This is a genomic window from Limnobacter sp., from assembly GCF_046297615.1.
Classification (GTDB): domain Bacteria; phylum Pseudomonadota; class Gammaproteobacteria; order Burkholderiales; family Burkholderiaceae_B; genus Limnobacter.
This window is the reverse complement of sequence record NZ_JBKBHM010000002.1, coordinates 587469-605226: the sequence shown is the minus strand read 5'-3', so window position 1 is coordinate 605226 and position 17758 is coordinate 587469. Positions and strand designations below refer to the sequence as shown.

The window sequence follows — 17758 nt, the reverse complement described above, 5'->3', positions numbered from 1 at the left end:
TTTACGCCAAAAAGCGGCGGATGATGTCGATCTGGTCATCCTGCATGAATGTGGGGGCATGCCCCACGCCAGGGATTTCAACACACTCCGCTTTGGGCCCCCGGCTTTGCATCGCTTGGCAGGTGGCTTTGCTGAGCAGGTCTGAATGCTCGCCGCGGATGACCAGTGTTTTGGCGGTGATGGCATCCCAAGCAGCCCACAGCATCGCCTCGCTGGCTGCCACAGTTTCCGCCGTGATGGTTTGAAAGGCTTCACCAATTTTTGGATCGTAGTGGGTGGTCCAACCACCGTCCCGTTGCACCAACACGGAATCGCACAATTGGTTCCACTGGGCCTCGCTGTGGGGGCCAAAGGGGGTGGAAATGCTACGTATGGCTGCACGCGCGCTGGCCTTGTCCAGAAACACGGGCGATTTGCCGACGTATTGGCCGATCCGTTGAAGGGCTGCAAGGTCCAGGCTTGGGCCGACATCATTCAGCATCAGCGTTTTGATGGGGCAGCCGGGCATGCTGGCGTAGGCCATGCCAATCAAGCCACCCATCGATGTGCCCAGCCAATCCAGGTGCTCGGCATTGGCCCGTGCAACCAAGGCCACGCAAGCACTCACGTAGGTTGGCACTGCGTACAGTGCGCCTTGTTCAAGCCAGTCAGAGCGGCCACGGCCCGGCATGTCAGCGGCAATCACCCGGTGGGTCGCCGACAGGGCTTGGGCCAGGGTGTCGAAGTCCTCACTGACCCGGGTCAGGCCGTGTACACACAGTAGAACCCGTGGGTTGTCCTCGTCGCCCCATTCGCGGTAGCCTAGTTGTTTAAGCCCTGTGGGGCTTAGCCATTGAACGGTGCGCAAGCGGGCTGTCAGCATGGTCCACTAGTCTCCTTCATGAAGGTGGTCGTTGTTCTGTGACCAGTATTTCAGGTTTTTCTGACCAGATTTTTTCCTTGGGGTCTTTTTGTGAGCATTCAAAACAAAATTGCTTTGGTCACCGGGTCCACCAGTGGCATTGGTTTGGGTGTGGCCCAGCGCTTGGCCGCCCAAGGTTGTCACATCATGCTCAATGGTTTTGGAACACCAGAGCAGATTGATGCTGCCAAGGCGGCTGTGGCGGCTTTTGGGGTGAAGGTGGGATATCACGGCGCTGATTTGTCCAAACCGGAGGAGGTGCAGGCCTTGGTGTCGGCCACTGAGGCACAACTCGGCTCGGTCGATATTCTGGTGAACAATGCAGGCATTCAGCATGTGTCGCCCGTGGAGTCGTTTGATGTGGCCCGTTGGGATGCGGTGATCGCCATCAACCTGTCAGCAGCGTTCCACACCACACGCCTCACCTTGCCCGGCATGAAGGCCCGCAATTGGGGGCGGATTGTGAACATTGCTTCGGCGCATGGTTTGGTGGCTTCGGCCAACAAATCGGCGTATGTGGCAGCCAAACATGGCATTGTGGGGCTGACCAAGGTGGTGGCGCTGGAAACAGCCACTACAGGGGTGACGTGCAATGCAGTGTGCCCGGGCTGGGTGCTTACCCCGCTGGTGCAGGCGCAAGTGGATGCCCGCGCTCAACGTGAGGGGGTGAGTGTTGAGCAGGCCAAGATTGGGTTACTCAGTGAAAAGCAGCCTTCCCAAGAGTTTGTGACGCCTGAGCAGTTAGGGGGCTTGGTGGTGTTTCTGTGTTCCGAAGACGCGTCTCAGGTTCGCGGTGCGGCGTGGAACATGGACGGCGGTTGGGTGGCCCAATAACACCGGGCTGATGGTTTCGGAAAAGGCCCCCACGTGTACCACGGGGGCCGTTCCGGGTTCAGTTCAAGGGCACTAGGAAGTCTTTACTGATGCGGTTGCCCAGGTCGTTCACACGTTCCAGAAAGTTGGTCAGATAGGCGTGCAGGCCCATTTGCAGAATGTCATCAATCTGGCTGTACAAAAGCTCGGCACGCAGCTTGCCCGCGCGGCGTTCGGTGTCTGCTGAATAGCTGTTGCGCACGTGGCTGAGGTTAAGCACCACTTCGTTCATCGATGCAATCAGCGACCTTGGCATGTCATCACGCAGAATCAGCAGTTCGCACACGCGTTCAGGGGTGATCACGTCCCGATACACCTTCCGGTAAATTTCAAAAGCCGACACCGAGCGCAGAATGGCCGCCCAGTGGTAATAGTCGGCGTGTGGGTCTGCAGACACCACTGAATTGGCCAGCGGGTTGAAGGGTACGTTGTGGAACTTCACATCCAGCAGCCGCGCGGTGTTGTCTGCGCGTTCGAGGAAGGTCCCCAGCCGCGTGAAGCGGAAGGCGTCGTCTTTCAACATGGTGCCAATGGTCACCCCGCGTGACAGATGGCTGCGAAACTTGACCCACTCAAAAAATGCAGAGGGGTCGCGTTCCACCAAACCTTCTTCAATCAGCTTGCGCAATTCAAGCCAGGTGGTGTTGTTGGTTTCCCAAACCTCGGTGGTCAGGGCACCGCGCACAGCGCGTGCATTTTCGCGGGCCGCTTGCAGGCAGCAGTAGATGCTGGACGGGTTGTTCGGGTCTTTCACCATGAAATCAATCACGGCTTCGGCCGTCACAGCGGAATGCCGCTTGGAGAAGGCTTCCTGCAACTCGCAAATGGACAGCATGGCGCGCCAACCCTGTTCGGCGTTGTCAGCGTCCTGCGGCAGCAGGGCAGTTTGTACATTCACATCCAGCATGCGTGCTGTGTTCTCGGCCCGTTCAATGTATCGGGCCATCCAGAACAGGTGGTCGGCGGTGCGGCTCAACATGGCTCAATCCTTCATTCTTGTGTGTTTATCGTTCCAGCACCCAGGTGTCCTTGGTGCCGCCACCCTGGCTGCTGTTCACCACCAGCGACCCTTCACGCAAGGCCACGCGGCTCAAGCCACCGGGGATCATGGACACTTTGCTGCCCGACAGTACAAAGGGGCGAAGGTCGATGTGGCGGGGTGCCAGGCCTGACTCTACAAAGGTGGGGCAGGTGGACAGTGCCAGCGTGGGTTGGGCAATGAACTTGGCTGGGTCTGAAATCAGCTTGGCGCGGAATTCTTCGATTTGGGCCTTGGTGGACGCCGGGCCGACCAGCATGCCGTAACCGCCTGCACCGTGAACTTCCTTGACCACCAGCTCGGGCAGGCGGGCCAGTACTTCTTTCAAGTGCTCCGGTTTGCGACACATCCAGGTCGGTACGTTGTTGATGATGGGTTCTTCGCTCAGGTAGAACCGGATCATGTCGGGCACGTAGGGGTAGATCGATTTGTCGTCGGCTACACCGGTGCCGATGGCGTTACACAGGGTCACGTTGCCCGCGCGGTACACGTCCAGCAGGCCGGGAACACCGAGTTGGGAATCAGCACGGAAAACTTTGGGGTCGAGGAAGTCATCGTCCAGACGTCGGTAGATCACATCGACCCGTTTGGGGCCCAAGGTGGTCCGCATGTAGAGCACGTCGTCTTCTACAAACATGTCCTTGCCTTCCACCAGTTCAACACCCATCTGTTGGGCCAGAAAGGCATGCTCGAAATAAGCGGAGTTGTACATGCCCGGGGTGAGCACCACGACAGTCGGGTCGGTGTGGTTCTGCGGTGAGACTGACCGAAGGTTCTCCAGCAGATTGTCGGGGTAATGTTCGACAGGGGCCACGCGGTTGCGCACAAACAGTTCAGGGAACAGCCGCATCATCATTTTGCGGTTTTCCAGCATGTAGCTGACACCTGAGGGCACGCGAAGGTTGTCCTCCAGCACGTAGAATTCGCCTTCGCCGGCCCGCACCACATCCACGCCAGCGATGTGGGCGTAAATGTCGCCAGCGACTTTGACGCCTTGCATTTCGCGGCGATATTGTTCGTTCTCGAAAATCTGTTCCGGCGGAATCAGCCCTGTTTTCAGGATGTGCTGTTCGTTGTAAATGTCCTTCAGGAACATGTTCAACGCGGTCACCCGTTGGCGCAACCCGGCTTCAAGTGTTTTCCATTCCGCGGCTGGAATGATGCGCGGAACAATGTCGAAGGGGATCAGGCGTTCGGTGCCAGCATCATCGCCGTACACGGCAAAGGTAATGCCGACTCGGCGAAATATGAGGTCAGCCTCAGCCCGCTTGTTCTGAAGGCGGTCGGCTGGCTGGGCAGTCAGCCAGCGGTCAAAATCCTGGTAGTGGGCGCGCAGTTCACCAGAGGCGGTGTGCATTTCATCGAAGGCTTTTACAGGCATACGGCGAGTCCTTGTTCAATATAAAGAATGAATAACAAGAAGCGTGCCAGCAAATGTTTGCAGGGCCTTGCACAAATTAACAGTGTTCGTCGGGGTGTGCACCTGATTTGTGCATGTGCCAATACTGCCCCCTGAACCTCACTGCGGTGCAGGTGCTTGCAGGCATTTGATTTGATGGGAACTTCATCTGGATTGCACCAACTTGGGCTGTGTTGAGCACGTTAATGCCGCGTGAAGTGTATCTGGCCATCACCTCGGGGTGTGGGTGGCCGTAGCTGTTTTTCCAGCCCGACTGAATGATGGCGGTGCTTGGTTGCACGGCATCCAGAAAAGCCGGGGTTGAGGAGGTTTTTGAGCCATGGTGAGGCACCACCAACACGGTGCTGCGCAACACCTTGGCGGGCCAATACTCGGTCAGTCTCTTCTCGGCGCGCAATTCAATGTCGCCAGTCAGCAGCACACTGTGCGCGTGGTTGCTGACCTTCAAGACACAGCTTTGGTCGTTGTCAGAGTCGCCTTGTTGAACCGGTGTGGTCAGTGGTTCAAAGCGTATGCCCTCCCAGGTCCAGGCCTTCATGGTGCTGCAGGGCTGGTGATTCATGTCGCTGCCTTGTTGTTGCGCGGTATGTTTCAAGGTGCGCATCAGGGGCAGGTCATCGGGCATTGGGCTGACCCAACGTTGGGTTGGATGCAGGCTCAAAAGGCTGGCTGCACCACCCGTGTGGTCTCCATCGGCATGGGACAACCACAGCACGTCAATGCGCTCATGGCCTTGGGCTTGCAGCCAGGGGTGAATGGTGCGCAGCCCTTGGTCGCTGCGCGGAGTTTTGGCCGCCCCAGTGTCGTACACCAGCAGATGATGACGTGTTTGAATCGCAACCGCTGTGCCTTGGCCAACGTCCAGCGCGGTCAACCAGAATTCGCCTTCTGCGGGGCGAGGTGGGGGCCACAGCAAAAGGCTAAGCAAGGCGATACAAAACCACCGCGGCAGCACTCCCTTGGGCAGGCACAAACCGATGCACCCTACCAAGGCCAAGGTGTAAACCCACCAGGGTTGGGCTGGCACCGCCCAGGCATTGGGAGCCCATGCCGACAGCCAAACCAGCCAGCCGTGATGCCAATCCAGCGTTTTGGCGGCCAAAGCAATGGCCCAGGACTGATTGAACAAACCGCCCAGCAGCGCCAGCGGCGTGCTGACCCAACTGACCCAGGGAATGGAGAGGGCGTTGGCGATGGGGCTGAGCAGACTTTGTTGGTTGAACAGCACCGCCGTAGGCACCAGCATGCCCAAGGTGACCACCCACTGGGCTTGCAGAGCCGAGGCCAACCACGCGGGCAGGCAGGGTTGCAGATGAATGCGGTTGTGATGGCCCAGAATCAACACACCAACAGCGCCAAACGACAGTTGAAAGCCGAGGTCCCACCAGGCAAACGGGTCCAGCCATACACAGACCAGTATTGATTTGACCCAGATGTCCCATGGGCTGGTGTGTCGGCCCAGCAGGCGGTGCAATTGCCACAGCCCCAGCATCACCACAGTGCGCTGTGCGGGGGCTGACCACCCTGTGAACAGGGCGTAGCCAAGGGCGGCCAGAAACCCGAGGCTGTGCCCAATCGCTTGAGCGCTGATTGGGCTGGAAGGGTTGCGAACCCGTTTCATGCCCGCAATCAGCAGGGCACTGACCAAGAACGCCAGCAGCGTGATGTGCAAGCCTGAAATGGCCAAGAGGTGAGCCACGCCAGTGAGTGCGTACAACTGTCGGTCTTCGACGGAGATCTGCCCTTGGTCGCCGGTCACCAGCGCAATCAGCGTGGCTTTGGAAGAGCCGGTCCACGGGTGGGCATTGATGCGCCGGGTAACCGCCCAGCGCGCCTGTTCAGCCCAATAGCCGGGCATCCACCCTGGCCGCTGGTCGGTCAACAGCATGGGGCCTTTGGGGCGTCCGTGGCCAGCCCGTCCTTCGGTCAGCCCATGCCATTGGGCATCAAAGCCCTGCAAGGGCAGGGCATAGTGGGGGGCGGCCAAACCCAGTGGCACAGCCAGCGTGTCACCGGGTTTGGCGTTGGCTGGCAAAGCCGAAACTGGGCTGGTCACCGACACAAGCGCGCCTGGTTTCAGGCAGGGTGTGGTGTCACCCATCGCCCTCAGACTCAGCCTGACCTCATCCGTGGCTGTTAGCGTCTGTGCTTCCCACTGGCCGGTGAAGTTGACCTGTTGTCCGTGACATTCCTCGGTGATGCGTGTGTGCAGGGCTTGGGTCAGTGGCACGGTCAGTTGCAAAGCGCCTGCCACGGCTGCCGTAACAAAGCCCAGCCAGCATGGCCCGCCCAAACGTTTGCACAATCCAAGGCCTAGCGGCAGGGCCAGGGTTGCCAGTGCCTGCGCCCACATTGACCCACATAAGCCCGGTGAGCAGACGGGTTGCCAGCCCTTGACCAGCACAGCCGACAGCCACAAGCCTGCGGCCATGGCGATGAAGGTATTCAAGGGCATGGGGCTGAAGCGTGATTAAACCCTCATCTTCGCCGCGCGCCGGTGTGTAAACCTCATCGAATTAACCAGAAGGAAGTAACCGGTTCACCAAAGGGGTATGGCTGTGCAGTAGTCGGCTTTTGGCGCATAAGATCATCAAAAACAAAAGGTTATGTCCACCATGTTCCAGTCCGTTCAATGTACGCCCAGTAGCCCGCCGGCCTTGCCCGTGGCCCCCGATGCCTTGTCTGACGACGGCTTGCCCGCCTCGCCCCGGCCTGCCGAAACCAACTGCCTCAACACTGAATGGCATGCGCTGTTGCAGTCGAAGTGTTTCAGTCAGGCGTTTCATCGGCAACTCTCTTTGCCTCAATGTCTTCAGGCCCTTCAAGACGCCTGGAAAGACCGGGGCGGGGTGGGGTTGTACGGCAAGCGTAACCAGCATCTGACGGTGGGTGACCGTGCGGTGGTTGTTCGTAACGGTGCGAACGATGTTCGGGACCTGAGCCCCCAAAACCCGGCGGAGCCATCAAAGCCAAAGGCCAGAGACGATGAACTCTCATACTTGCAGTACGTACCTTCAAGCATAGACAAGGGCTGCGTTTTTTTCAGTGTGCTTCAGCCCAGCTTAAATGCGGTACCTGCCTTGGCTGTGGCCCTGTGCATGGATCATGAACACCGCGCCTTTTCCTGCGGCAATCCAACCAAACAGTCAAATCACGGCCCGCGATACCTCTTCCACCGGCAATTCAGCCATTGGCTCAAGGACATGAAATACAACGAGAGGTATCAGCGCCACACCGTGGAGGTGGCCACTGGCGTGTGGATGGCCATGGCCCAGCAACTTGTTTCCGACGATTCGGACCGTTGGCTGGGGGCAGCTCTGGCCCGGCAACTGCGCAGTGTCCACCGAAGTGAAGCACAGTCCTCGACTGCGCTGTTCGCCTCAGCCTTGGTTGGGCCGGGGCCTGCAAAGCCGGAGCACCTCGAGCTGGCCACAGTGGTTCGTTGCTCAAAAGAGCTTGCTGGTTTGGAGTACAGCACCATGAAGGCAGCGGGCACGAATTACGACGTCCAAAGCCCGGTTTTTGAATCCTGGCTGGGGCTTTGGCGTTCAGCGGTGGCGCAACACCTGGGCCTTGCAGATCTACTGAATTGTTCTGCCTTTGACCGTATGTGCGACATCGAGCGATTGTGTTTGATGAGTGAGTCAGAGCGGTACGATGCGCTACCAGGTCGTTATTCCGCGTTGTCGCAAAACCCCCTCACGTTGTTGGGGGTACATCATCAGCCCTCAGACACCGAGGTTCACAGCCATTCCATGGCCCTGTTTCAGTCCATGAACAAGTACAACAAGCGTGCCTTGTTGGATTTGTCGAAACGCTCGGACCGCATATTCCCTTTCGATGATTTCTAGGTGTGTGCCGCCAGCGCGGGCAACGCCGCCCAAGCGTTGTTGCGCATCGCTTGGGCCAAGTCCGCCACAGCCATGCCTCGAAGCTGCGCCAACGCTTCGCCTATTCTCGGCAAGTGGAATGGCTCATTGCGTTGACGGTTAATCCATTCCGGAGGAATGTCGGGCCCATCGGTTTCAGTCACTAACGCATCCAGTGGCAATTCGACGGCCAGTCGGCGTATCTGCAGCGCGCGGGTGAAGGTGCTGGCACCTCCAAAACCCAGCTTCATGTGAGCATTCAAAAACTGTGTGGCTTGTTGAACACTGCCGTTAAAGGCATGGGCAATACCGCTGCGTGGTTTGAACTGGCGTAACCCTTTAAGGATGCTGTCTTGTGATTTGCGCACATGCAGCACCACTGGCAAGTCGAAGTCACGGGCCAGCTTTAACTGCGCGTGGTAAAACTCAACTTGCCGGTTCCAGTCCAGGCCCGGCACAAAGCCATCCAGGCCGATCTCGCCCACGCCGGCCAGCAAGGGGTCATCTCGGTGTTGCTCCAGGGCGAGTCGCAGTGTGTGAAGGTCTTCAATGGTGGATTGCCCCACATACAGTGGATGTATCCCCAAGCAATACACCGCACCGGGCGTGTTGTGGGCCAGTGTGCGAACCACGTCAAAATTACTCACGTGCACGGCAGGCAATACAAACGCGTTAACATCAACAGACCGCGCACGCGCCACCACGTCGCCCCTGTCAGGGTTGTACTCGGCGGCGTCCAGATGCAAGTGCGTATCGATCCACATGACTGAAGTTTGCCATGATTCGCCGCTGGATACGCCAACACCTGCCGACCCCTGAACACTTCGAACGCTTGCCGGTCATTCACCGTTTTCGGCATCACTTGTCCCAACCCAACCTGTGGGCCTTGAACCGCCGCAGCGTGGCGGGTGGCGTTGCGCTGGGCCTGTTTTGTGGTTTGATTCCCGGCCCCTTGCAGATCGCCGGGGCCGTCTTGTTGGCCGTTGTGTTTCGGGTGAATCTGGCGGTGGCCTCTGTGGTAACCCTGTACACCAACCCCTTGACGATTGTGCCCCTGTACCTAGTTGCGGTCGCTTATGGCGAATGGTTGTTGGGCAGCGCAGGGCAGGGCCATACGGCGCCTGCCCCGGAATGGGTTTGGTCGAACCTGTCAGGTTCCGCGTCGGCGTTGCTGGACTGGATGCTGGGCTTGGGGCCCGCTTTGGCGGTGGGTTTGCCTGCCCTCATGCTGACATTGGCCGCGGCAGGTTATGCGGTGGTGCGGCTGGCCTGGGCTGTGGGTGTGCGCATTCAATGGGCGCGCCGAACCCGGTAAGCGTCAGCCCTCACTCAGAGTGCTTTCAGTTCACCTTTGTCCAGCCGCATCACGCGTTCACAACGGCGTGCCAGGTCCATGGAATGAGTCACCATCACCAGCGCTGCTTGGTGGGTTCCCCGCGCGCGAAGCAGGGCCTCGAACACTTGGTCGGCGGTGGATTGATCCAAATTCCCCGTGGGCTCGTCAGCGAGAATCGCTTTGGGGTTGGTCACCAGTGCACGGGCAATCGCCACGCGCTGGCGTTCACCACCCGACAGCTCAGCCGGCTTGTGGTTCAAGCGGTGGCTCAAGCCCATTTCATCCAGCACTGCGGCGGCTTGCGCCCGGGCTGCGCCTTTCGCCGCCCCGCCGATACGCAGGGCCATGGCCACGTTGTCCTGCGCGGTGAATTCCGGCAACAGGTGATGAAACTGGTACACAAAGCCCAGTGTCTTGTTGCGTTCCTGCCCCAGTTTTTTGACTGACCAAGGCTCGATCGCTTGGCCCATCCATTGCACTGAACCGGAATCGGCTTGTTCCAAGCCACCGAGCACATGCAACAGCGTACTTTTGCCAGCACCCGAGGCCCCTACGATGGCGACCGACTCCCCAGCCTGCACAGAAAAGTTCAGGTTGCGGATGATGGCTGTGCCCGCATCGCCGGGTGTAATGCCTTCAAATGATTTGGACAGGTTGGTGGTGCCCAGCACCGCAACGGCATTATTCATAACGCAGGGCCTCTGCAGGCTGCGCACGGGAGGCACGCCAGCTTGGATAGATCGTCGACAACACGCTCAGGACCAAGGCGACCACGGCAATCGTGACGATGTCGCTGGCGCGTGGGTCCGAAGGCAATTGGCTGATGAAATAGATCGACTTGGGCAGAAACTCCACGCCCAGCGTGCGTTCAATGGCCGGAACAATCACGCCAAGGTTGATGGCAATCAGCCAGCCAAAGGTGATACCGAGGAAGGTGCCGATCCAGCCCACGAGTGCGCCTTGCATCATGAAAATGCGTTGAATGGACATGGGGCTGGCACCTAAGGTGCGCAAAATGGCGATCTCACCGCGTTTGTCTTTCACGGTCATCACCAACATGGACACGAGGTTAAAGGCCGCCACCGCAATGATGAGGGTCAAGATGATGAACATCATGCGTTTTTCGGTTTGTACCGCGGCAAACCAGGTGCGGTTCTGCACTGACCAATCCCGCACCCACACGGTGGGTGGCAGGCTTTGTTCCAGTTCGCGGGCCACCTGTGGGGCGGTGTTCATGTCCTGCAATTTCACACGCAGGCCAGTGGGGCCGTTGCTGCGGTAAAAGCGGGCTGCATCCTCGAGGTTCATCAACACCAGCCCACTGTCGTATTCATAGTGGCCAGTGCTGACCAAGGCTGCAATTTCAAAGGCTCGCAGCCGGGGAATCATGCCGGCAGGGGTCATTTGGCCAGACGGTGCGATCAGCGTAATTCTGTCGCCCACGCTCACTCCAATTTGCCGAGCCAAGTCGGTGCCAATCACCACGCGGAATTGCCCAGCCTGCAACAAATCCAGACTGCCGCCGATGACTTGCTCAAAGTGGCTGACCTGCGTTTCCAGGGCCGGGTCGATGCCCCTCACAATGGCAGGCCGTAGCAGGTCACCGTAGGCCAGCATGCTTTCACCGGCCACGTAGGGGGCCACGCCGGTCACCCTTGGGTCGGCCGCCTTGATTTGTTGCCGCAATTCATCCGCGTCGAAAAAGCCTTCTTGTGGGGCGAGAATTTCAATGTGGGCAATCACGCTGAGCATGCGGTCACGCACTTCTTTCTGGAAGCCGTTCATGACCGACAGCACCACAATCAGTGCCGCCACACCCAAGCCAATGCCCGCCATGGACAAGCCCGAGATGAAGGAAATGAACTTGTCCCGACTGCGGCCACCACCCCCGCGCACATAGCGCAGTGCAATCTCGACATCAAAGGGTAAACTAATCACAAAATCATCCGACTGTAGTTATTCGGTGCTGGCCTGGCTGGCGAGCGCCCTCATTGTAGTGTGAATACCAACGTGACCACCCCAACCCGTGCCCCTTTGTGGGTTCTGATTCCCGATGCCTTGCTGCCTGAGCCTCATGCGCAACGGTTCCTGTCTGCCAAGGCGGACGCGGTTGTCTCCGCCCTGCCCAAGCCCCTGAAGCAGGCCTTGGCCCGAACCGGCGATGCACCATACCACCACGTAGACGGGCTTGATGTGGTGGAGGCTTGGTTGTTACGCCACTTCGACCCTGAACAACAGGCGAAGTTCGATGTGTATCCCGCTTGGGCCATGATCAACGCCGACGGTGTGCCCGCATTCACCCGTTTCATGGGCACAGTGGGCTGCCTTGAGATTCAGCGCGATGGCGTGGAGTTCACGCCGCCCGAGGCTTTGGCCATCACGCCAGAGGAACTCGGCGCCTTCTGGGCGGTGGTTCGCCCGGTGCTTGTTGAGCATGGCTGGCAATGTCCAAACGACGCATTGCTGCACTCGGTATTGAATCGGGAAGAGGCCTTGCCCATGGAGCAAGCCTCACCCTGGTCCATTCAGGGGGTGCGCTTGACCGACTATCTGCCCCGCAGTGCAGAGACAGCCCAATGGCGAAAAATGTGGTTGAACCTACAGGTTGAACTGCATCAAGCGCCATTCAATCAGCAGCGGCAGGAACGTGGCCTGAAGCCCCTCAATGCCTTGTGGTTCTGGGGGGCGGGCCATGCTTGGGCAGCCCGCTGGGCCATGCCCTTGGTTAAATCAGTCTCCAGCGAAGGCGTGTTTGACGCTGTGGTTATGCGGGGTGAGGCCAACCCAGCCTTGAACCGCCTGATTTTCTGGAACCGTGTCCTCGGCCCCTTGTTCATTGAACAGGCGCTGGCCCCCAGTGCTGTCTATTGCGTGGACTTTGAGGGTTGGGGTGGGCCATCACCCAGCCTTCACGTGCTGAACGACGATGTACTGGCCAGCCTGTCTCAGGTTGGGGTGCAGGTGGATTGGGCGCTGATGGGGCAGGGCGGCTGGGTGGAACTGCACCCACGCTGGCCAGAACGCCTGAAGTTTTGGCAAAACACGCCCAAGTTGAACCACTTGATAGAGCCAAGCGATGGGCAGGAGCTGACTGAAGCAGAGCTTGCCCAGGCGCACCGGCAGGCGGCTTTGGAACAGGTGCAACTGCAAACCCTGATGCAGGCCGATGAACCCCGGGCCTATGGCCCAATTGACCACGGGGGCAAGCCATGAGCGCCGCTGTGAATTGGCGGGTACGCCCGGCTGACCCCGCTGTTGAAGCAGGCTTGATCCGTGATGGCCTGTCGCCCTTATTGGCCCGTTTGATGGCCGCCCGCGGTGTGGCCCAGGCCCAGGAAGTTCAAAGCCGCCTGGCCGATTTGCTTAGCCCCATGGCCTTGAAAGGCATGGATGAAGCTGCAGAGCTGTTGGCCAATGCACTGGAAGCAGGCGCCCGCTTGGTGGTGGTGGGTGATTACGATTGTGACGGCGCCACAGCCACCGCTGTGGCGGTGAGGGGCCTGCGCATGTTGCTCAATGCCTTGGGTGCAGGCCATGACGAATGCGAACAGCAAGTGCAGTTCATCGTGCCCAACCGGTTTGAATTCGGGTACGGGTTGAGCCCGGAAATTGTTCAGTTGGCTGCGGCCCAGTTTGAGCCAGACTTGTTGATTACCGTGGACAACGGCATTGCCAGTGTGGAGGGTGTGCGCGAGGCCCAGGACTTGGGCATCGAAGTGCTCATCACCGACCACCACCTGCCCGGCGACACATTGCCACCCGCAGCGGCCATCGTGAACCCCAACCAGCCCGGCTGTAGTTTTCCCAGCAAGTCGATTGCTGGCGTGGGCGTCGTGTTTTATGTGCTGTTGGCTGCACGGGCCGCCCTGCGTGAACGAGGGCATTTCGACGCCGCCACGCAACCCCGCCTCGATAGCCTGTTGGATTTGGTGGCCCTGGGTACTGTGGCCGACGTGGTGCGGCTGGATGCCAACAACCGCAGACTGGTGGCGCAGGGGCTTCAACGCATACGCGCCGGGCGGGCCCAGCCCGGCTTGCTGGCCCTGTTTCACGAGGCGGGCAAAGACCACCGCAAAGCGGCCGCCAGCGACTTGGGTTTTGCCATTGGCCCACGCCTGAATGCGGCAGGCCGTTTGTCGGACATGTCGATTGGCATCCGTGCCCTGATCACTGACGATGCCCAGCAGGCCAGCGCTTTGGCCGCTGAGCTTGGGCGGATGAACGAAGAGCGCAAGCGCATCGAAGAATCCATGAAACGCGATGCCATGGAAGACATCGAACAATTGTTGGCCGACCTGGATCAGGTGTCTGGCGTGGTGGTGTCCAACCCGGGCTGGCATCAGGGCGTGATTGGCATTCTGGCCTCCCGCATCAAGGAACGCCTGCACCGCCCAACCATCGTGCTGGCCCCTGGGGACGACGGTTACTGGAAGGGCAGTGGCCGTTCCATCGCTGGTGTGCACCTTCGTGATGTGCTTGACTTGGTCTGCAAGCGTTTGCCCGACGGGGCCATGCCCAAGTTTGGCGGCCATGCCATGGCCGCGGGCTTAACGCTGCACGGCGAAGCCCTCAATCAATTTAAGCTGGAGTTCGACCGGGCGGTGAATGAGGTGGTTGACGACACCGTACTCACCCAGACTGTCGACACGGATGGCTCTTTGCCCGCCGCCTATATCAGCGGACAAACCGCTGATTTACTGGATGCGCAGGTGTGGGGGCAGGGCTTTCCAGCCCCCCTGTTTGTGGATGAGTTTGAGGTGCTGGAGCACCGCCTCTTGAAAAACGCCCACAGCAAATTCACCTTGCGCCGCGACGGCAAAACCTACACCGCCTTGCGCTGGCGCAGTGTAGAACCCCTGCCTGCAAGAGCCTTGCTGGCTTACCGGTTTGAACGCGACACCTTCAATGGGGGTGATGCGGTGCAACTGGTGGTGGATTATGTGCTGCCCCGAGAAGCAGCCTGACTCTGTACGGCGGCGCTTTCGGAGTAAAATAGAGGGTTACGCACATTTCGCAGAAAAACCATGGAAGCCGAACGCTTAAATGCCCTGATCAACGCCCTGACTGACCTTGCCGACCGTGCAGGCCAGTTGCGGAGGTATCTTTGACGTCGATCGCAAAGCCGAGCGCCTTGCGGTAGTGGATGCCGAGCTTGAGTCGCCAGACGTCTGGAACGACCCCAAGCACGCCCAGGAACTGGGCAAAGAGAAAAAATCGCTGGATGCCGTGGTCACCACCATGAATTCCGTTCAGGGCAACTTGAAAGACGCGCAGGAACTGGCCGAGATGGCCCAGTCCGAGGGTGATTTCGACACCCTCACCGCGATTGAAGCCGATGTGGCCGAATACGAGAAGGTGATTGCTGACCTGGAGTTCCGCCGGATGTTCAGCAACCCCGCCGACCCTGCCAACTGCTTTGTGGACATCACCGCAGGTGCTGGCGGCACCGAAGCGCAGGACTGGGCGTCCATTCTGCAGCGCCAGTACATCAAGTACTGCGAACGCAAGGGCTTCAAAGTTGAAATCATGGAACAGTCCGACGGTGAAGTGGCTGGCATCAAATCCACCACCTTGAAGGTGGAGGGCGAGTACGCCTTTGGTTACCTGCGCACAGAAACAGGCGTTCACCGCTTGGTGCGCAAATCGCCGTTCGATTCATCCGGCGGCCGCCACACCTCGTTTGCCTCACTGTTTGTGTATCCCGAGGTGGATGACTCCTTCGAGATCGAGATTAACCCGGCCGATGTGCGCACCGACACCTTCCGTGCCAGTGGTGCGGGCGGTCAGCACATCAACAAAACCGACTCAGCCGTGCGTTTGACCCACATCCCCACCGGCATTGTGGTGCAGTGTCAGAACGACCGTTCCCAACACCGCAACCGCGATGAGGCCTGGGGCATGTTGCGCGCCCGCCTGTATGAATTGGAGCTGCGCAAGCGCATGGCTGAGCAGCAGGCGCTGGAAGACACCAAGACCGATGTGGGTTGGGGTCACCAGATCCGCAGCTACGTGCTGGACAACAGCCGCATCAAAGACTTGCGCACCAACGTGGAAGTGGCCAACACCCAGCGTGTATTGGACGGCGACCTGGATGTCTTCATCGAAGCCAGCCTGAAGCAGGGCATTTGACCCTCCACCCCAACGCACCAAAGACCCGGCAATAGAGGCCTGACATGAACGACAAGACACAGCAAGTTGGCGCCGACGAGCAGCCATTGGATGAAAACCAGATCATCGCCGAGCGCCGTGGCAAGCTGGCCCGCCTGCGCGAGCAGGGCGTAGCCTTCCCCAACGGCTTCAAGCCCACCCACAAAGCCGCTGACCTGCACGCCCAGTACGGCGAGTTGAGCAAAGAAGTGCTCGACCCCCAGGGCATTGAAGTCAGTGTGTCGGGCCGCATGATGCTAAAGCGCGTGATGGGTAAGGCCAGTTTTGCCACCGTGCAGGATGGCAGTGGGCGCATTCAGTTCTACATCAACAACGACGGCGTTGGCGAAGAGGCCCATGGTGCATTCAAACACTGGGACTTGGGCGACATCATTGCTGCCAAAGGCAAACTGTTCAAAACCATGAAGGGTGAACTCAGTGTGCATTGCACTGAAATCCACCTGCTGGCTAAAAGCCTGCGCCCTTTGCCTGACAAGTTCCACGGCTTGGCCGATCAGGAAATGAAGTACCGTCAGCGGTATGTGGACCTGATCGTGACTGAGGAAACCCGAAGCACCTTTGTGGCCCGTTCCAAGGCGATGTCGTCCATTCGCAGTTTCATGGCGGACAGTGGCTTTCTGGAAGTGGAAACCCCCATGTTGCACCCCATCCCCGGTGGTGCGTCAGCCAAGCCTTTTGTGACGCATCACAATGCGCTGGACATGGAAATGTTCCTGCGCATCGCCCCTGAGCTGTACCTCAAGCGTTTGATTGTGGGCGGGTTCGAGCGGGTGTTCGAGATTAACCGCAACTTCCGCAATGAAGGTGTCAGCCCACGCCACAACCCCGAATTCACGATGATGGAATTCTATGCGGCGTATTGGGACTACCGTGACCTGATGGACTTCACCGAGAAGGTGATTCAGCACGCCGCCACACAGGCCCGAGGTTCTGCCACGCTGACTTACCAAGGCCGCGAGCTGGACCTGTCCAAGCCGTTTGCCCGCTTGACCATTGTTCAAGCCATTCAGAAATACTTCCCCGAGTACACCACTGAAGCACTCAACGATGTTGCGGCGCTGAAGGCTGCCCTGTTGAAAAAGGGTGTGAACACCGACAAAGAGCCCGCCTTGAAAAATGCGGGTGTGGGTGCCCTGCAGTTGGCCCTGTTCGAAGAAACTTCGGAAAGCCTGTTGTGGGAACCGACGTTCATTGTGGATTACCCGGTTGAAGTGTCTCCACTGGCCCGCGCCTCGGACAGCAACGCCAGCATTACCGAGCGTTTTGAGCTGTTTATCACCGGGCGGGAAATTGCCAACGGTTTTTCCGAGTTGAACGACCCCGAAGACCAAGCCGACCGTTTCCGCAAACAAGTGGAAGCCAAAGAGGCGGGTGATGACGAGGCCATGTTCTTTGACGCCGATTACATCCGCGCACTGGAATACGGCATGCCCCCAACTGGCGGCTGTGGCATCGGCATTGACCGCTTGATGATGCTGATCACCGACAGCCCCAATATTCGGGACGTCATCCTGTTCCCGCACCTGCGCCGGGAAGACTGAAGCCAGAAAAAAAGCCCGGTTTGAAGACCGGGCTTTTTTGTGGGGCCTGGGCCGGTTTTACGCCGCTGCGAACTGGAACACCCGCTTGCGCAGCACTTCCAGCAATCCTGTACAACTGTCTTCGATGTAGTTCAGCACTGTGTCAAAGCCGTCCGGGCCACCGTAGTACGGGTCTGGCACAGTGGCTTCGTCATGCTCGGTGGCATACCGCATCATCAACTGGATTTTGTGCGCGTACTGGCGGGGGGCCTGCTGCTGCAGCAGGCTCATGTTGTCCCAATCCATGGCCAAAATCACATCGCTGTCCCGGAAATCGTCGGCCGTCACCTGCCTGGACACCAGGCTTGTGAGGTCATAACCCCGTTTGGCGGCGGCTGCCACGGCGCGGGGGTCCGGGCTGTTGCCCAGGTGGTAGGCATGTGTACCGGCAGAATCCACAGTAATTTCATGGTCCAAGCCTGCGTCTTTCACCATTTTGCGAAACACGCCTTCTGCGGTGGGCGAACGGCAAATGTTTCCCATACACACAAACAAGACTTTGCTTTTCATAGTGGTTTCCTATCACTGAGCCTAACTTAAATTGGGCCGCGCATCATTATTTCAAGATTTGG

Annotated in this window: 15 protein-coding genes; 7 read left to right on the top strand and 8 right to left on the bottom strand. The window is 58.9% G+C overall.

The annotated features are described in order from the left end of the window. Window position 1: 1 nt before the first annotated feature. Entirely contained in the window at window positions 2-862 is an 861-nt protein-coding gene (locus ACK4FF_RS06810) for an alpha/beta fold hydrolase (protein WP_409706333.1), read from the bottom strand. A gap of 90 nt (window positions 863-952) precedes the next feature. On the opposite strand from ACK4FF_RS06810, the gene ACK4FF_RS06805 reads away from it, so the two are divergent. Further along, the gene (locus ACK4FF_RS06805; RefSeq protein WP_409706330.1) at window positions 953-1735 is read left to right on the top strand and encodes a 3-hydroxybutyrate dehydrogenase; all 783 of its coding nucleotides are present in this window, start codon (window positions 953-955) and stop codon (window positions 1733-1735) included. A 58-nt stretch (window positions 1736-1793) separates the two neighbouring features. Here ACK4FF_RS06805 and ACK4FF_RS06800 read toward each other — a convergent pair whose 3' ends face one another. The 3 genes from ACK4FF_RS06800 to ACK4FF_RS06790 all read right to left on the bottom strand — a co-directional run bounded on the left by ACK4FF_RS06800 (window position 1794) and on the right by ACK4FF_RS06790 (window position 6688). After that, window positions 1794-2753: an alpha-E domain-containing protein gene (locus ACK4FF_RS06800; protein WP_409706327.1), complete on the bottom strand. Its 960-nt coding sequence runs from the start codon at window positions 2751-2753 to the stop codon at window positions 1794-1796. 25 nt (window positions 2754-2778) lie between these two features. Beyond that, window positions 2779-4194, bottom strand: coding sequence for a circularly permuted type 2 ATP-grasp protein (locus ACK4FF_RS06795; RefSeq protein ID WP_409706324.1), 1416 nt, complete (start codon window positions 4192-4194; stop codon window positions 2779-2781). Between the two features lie 76 nt (window positions 4195-4270). After that, the gene (locus ACK4FF_RS06790) at window positions 4271-6688 is read right to left on the bottom strand and encodes a DNA internalization-related competence protein ComEC/Rec2 (RefSeq protein WP_409706321.1); all 2418 of its coding nucleotides are present in this window, start codon (window positions 6686-6688) and stop codon (window positions 4271-4273) included. A 160-nt stretch (window positions 6689-6848) separates the two neighbouring features. Here ACK4FF_RS06790 and ACK4FF_RS06785 point away from each other — a divergent pair, with 160 nt between their 5' ends. Continuing rightward, a complete protein-coding gene (locus ACK4FF_RS06785; protein ID WP_409706318.1) occupies window positions 6849-8084 on the top strand; it encodes a hypothetical protein in 1236 nt (411 codons plus the stop codon). On the opposite strand, the gene ACK4FF_RS06780 is transcribed toward ACK4FF_RS06785, so the two are convergent. After that, window positions 8081-8866 (bottom strand): TatD family hydrolase, encoded by a 786-nt coding sequence (locus ACK4FF_RS06780; RefSeq protein WP_409706315.1) that lies wholly within the window; start codon window positions 8864-8866, stop codon window positions 8081-8083. The genes ACK4FF_RS06785 and ACK4FF_RS06780 overlap by 4 nt on opposite strands. A 14-nt stretch (window positions 8867-8880) precedes the next feature. On the opposite strand from ACK4FF_RS06780, the gene ACK4FF_RS06775 reads away from it, so the two are divergent. Then, window positions 8881-9417, top strand: coding sequence for a DUF2062 domain-containing protein (locus ACK4FF_RS06775; protein WP_409706312.1), 537 nt, complete (start codon window positions 8881-8883; stop codon window positions 9415-9417). Between the two features lie 14 nt (window positions 9418-9431). On the opposite strand, the gene ACK4FF_RS06770 is transcribed toward ACK4FF_RS06775, so the two are convergent. After that, complete coding sequence (locus ACK4FF_RS06770) at window positions 9432-10127, bottom strand: ABC transporter ATP-binding protein (protein WP_409706310.1); 696 nt, start codon at window positions 10125-10127, stop codon at window positions 9432-9434. Beyond that, entirely contained in the window at window positions 10120-11373 is a 1254-nt protein-coding gene (locus tag ACK4FF_RS06765; protein ID WP_409706618.1) for a lipoprotein-releasing ABC transporter permease subunit, read from the bottom strand. Before ACK4FF_RS06765 ends, ACK4FF_RS06770 begins: the two co-directional genes overlap by 8 nt. Before the next feature lie 75 nt (window positions 11374-11448). Between ACK4FF_RS06765 and ACK4FF_RS06760 the strand changes: the two genes are divergently transcribed. From ACK4FF_RS06760 to lysS, 4 genes are all read left to right on the top strand, one after another. Then, window positions 11449-12651 (top strand): hypothetical protein, encoded by a 1203-nt coding sequence (locus tag ACK4FF_RS06760; RefSeq protein WP_409706307.1) that lies wholly within the window; start codon window positions 11449-11451, stop codon window positions 12649-12651. Next, window positions 12648-14402 (top strand): single-stranded-DNA-specific exonuclease RecJ, encoded by a 1755-nt coding sequence (gene recJ / locus ACK4FF_RS06755; RefSeq protein ID WP_409706304.1) that lies wholly within the window; start codon window positions 12648-12650, stop codon window positions 14400-14402. Before ACK4FF_RS06760 ends, recJ begins: the two co-directional genes overlap by 4 nt. 60 nt (window positions 14403-14462) lie before the next feature. Next, window positions 14463-15567 (top strand): peptide chain release factor 2 gene (prfB, locus tag ACK4FF_RS06750; protein WP_409706301.1). Its coding sequence is split into 2 segments (ribosomal slippage): window positions 14463-14543 and window positions 14545-15567, totalling 1104 coding nucleotides; the frame shifts between segments, so codons are not numbered across the junction. 44 nt (window positions 15568-15611) lie between these two features. Continuing rightward, on the top strand, window positions 15612-17147 hold the full coding sequence (gene lysS / locus ACK4FF_RS06745; RefSeq protein ID WP_409706298.1) for a lysine--tRNA ligase: 1536 nt from the start codon (window positions 15612-15614) through the stop codon (window positions 17145-17147). Window positions 17148-17204: 57 nt separating this feature from the next. Here lysS and ACK4FF_RS06740 read toward each other — a convergent pair whose 3' ends face one another. Next, the gene (locus ACK4FF_RS06740) at window positions 17205-17696 is read right to left on the bottom strand and encodes a low molecular weight protein-tyrosine-phosphatase (RefSeq protein ID WP_409706295.1); all 492 of its coding nucleotides are present in this window, start codon (window positions 17694-17696) and stop codon (window positions 17205-17207) included. Between the last annotated feature and the right edge of the window lie 62 nt (window positions 17697-17758).

Excerpts from the sequence above, each read along its gene's own strand:
- ACK4FF_RS06790 (WP_409706321.1), bottom strand. The coding sequence starts at position 6,688 with ATGCCCTTGAATACCTTCATCGCCATGGCCGCAGGCTTGTGGCTGTCG.
- ACK4FF_RS06780 (WP_409706315.1), bottom strand. The coding sequence starts at position 8,866 with ATGTGGATCGATACGCACTTGCATCTGGACGCCGCCGAGTACAACCCT.
- lysS (WP_409706298.1), top strand. The coding sequence starts at position 15,612 with ATGAACGACAAGACACAGCAAGTTGGCGCCGACGAGCAGCCATTGGAT.
- ACK4FF_RS06775 (WP_409706312.1), top strand. The coding sequence starts at position 8,881 with ATGATTCGCCGCTGGATACGCCAACACCTGCCGACCCCTGAACACTTC.
- ACK4FF_RS06800 (WP_409706327.1), bottom strand. The coding sequence starts at position 2,753 with ATGTTGAGCCGCACCGCCGACCACCTGTTCTGGATGGCCCGATACATT.
- ACK4FF_RS06785 (WP_409706318.1), top strand. The coding sequence starts at position 6,849 with ATGTTCCAGTCCGTTCAATGTACGCCCAGTAGCCCGCCGGCCTTGCCC.
- ACK4FF_RS06795 (WP_409706324.1), bottom strand. The coding sequence starts at position 4,194 with ATGCCTGTAAAAGCCTTCGATGAAATGCACACCGCCTCTGGTGAACTG.
- recJ (WP_409706304.1), top strand. The coding sequence starts at position 12,648 with ATGAGCGCCGCTGTGAATTGGCGGGTACGCCCGGCTGACCCCGCTGTT.
- ACK4FF_RS06770 (WP_409706310.1), bottom strand. The coding sequence starts at position 10,127 with ATGAATAATGCCGTTGCGGTGCTGGGCACCACCAACCTGTCCAAATCA.
- ACK4FF_RS06740 (WP_409706295.1), bottom strand. The coding sequence starts at position 17,696 with ATGAAAAGCAAAGTCTTGTTTGTGTGTATGGGAAACATTTGCCGTTCG.
- ACK4FF_RS06810 (WP_409706333.1), bottom strand. The coding sequence starts at position 862 with ATGCTGACAGCCCGCTTGCGCACCGTTCAATGGCTAAGCCCCACAGGG.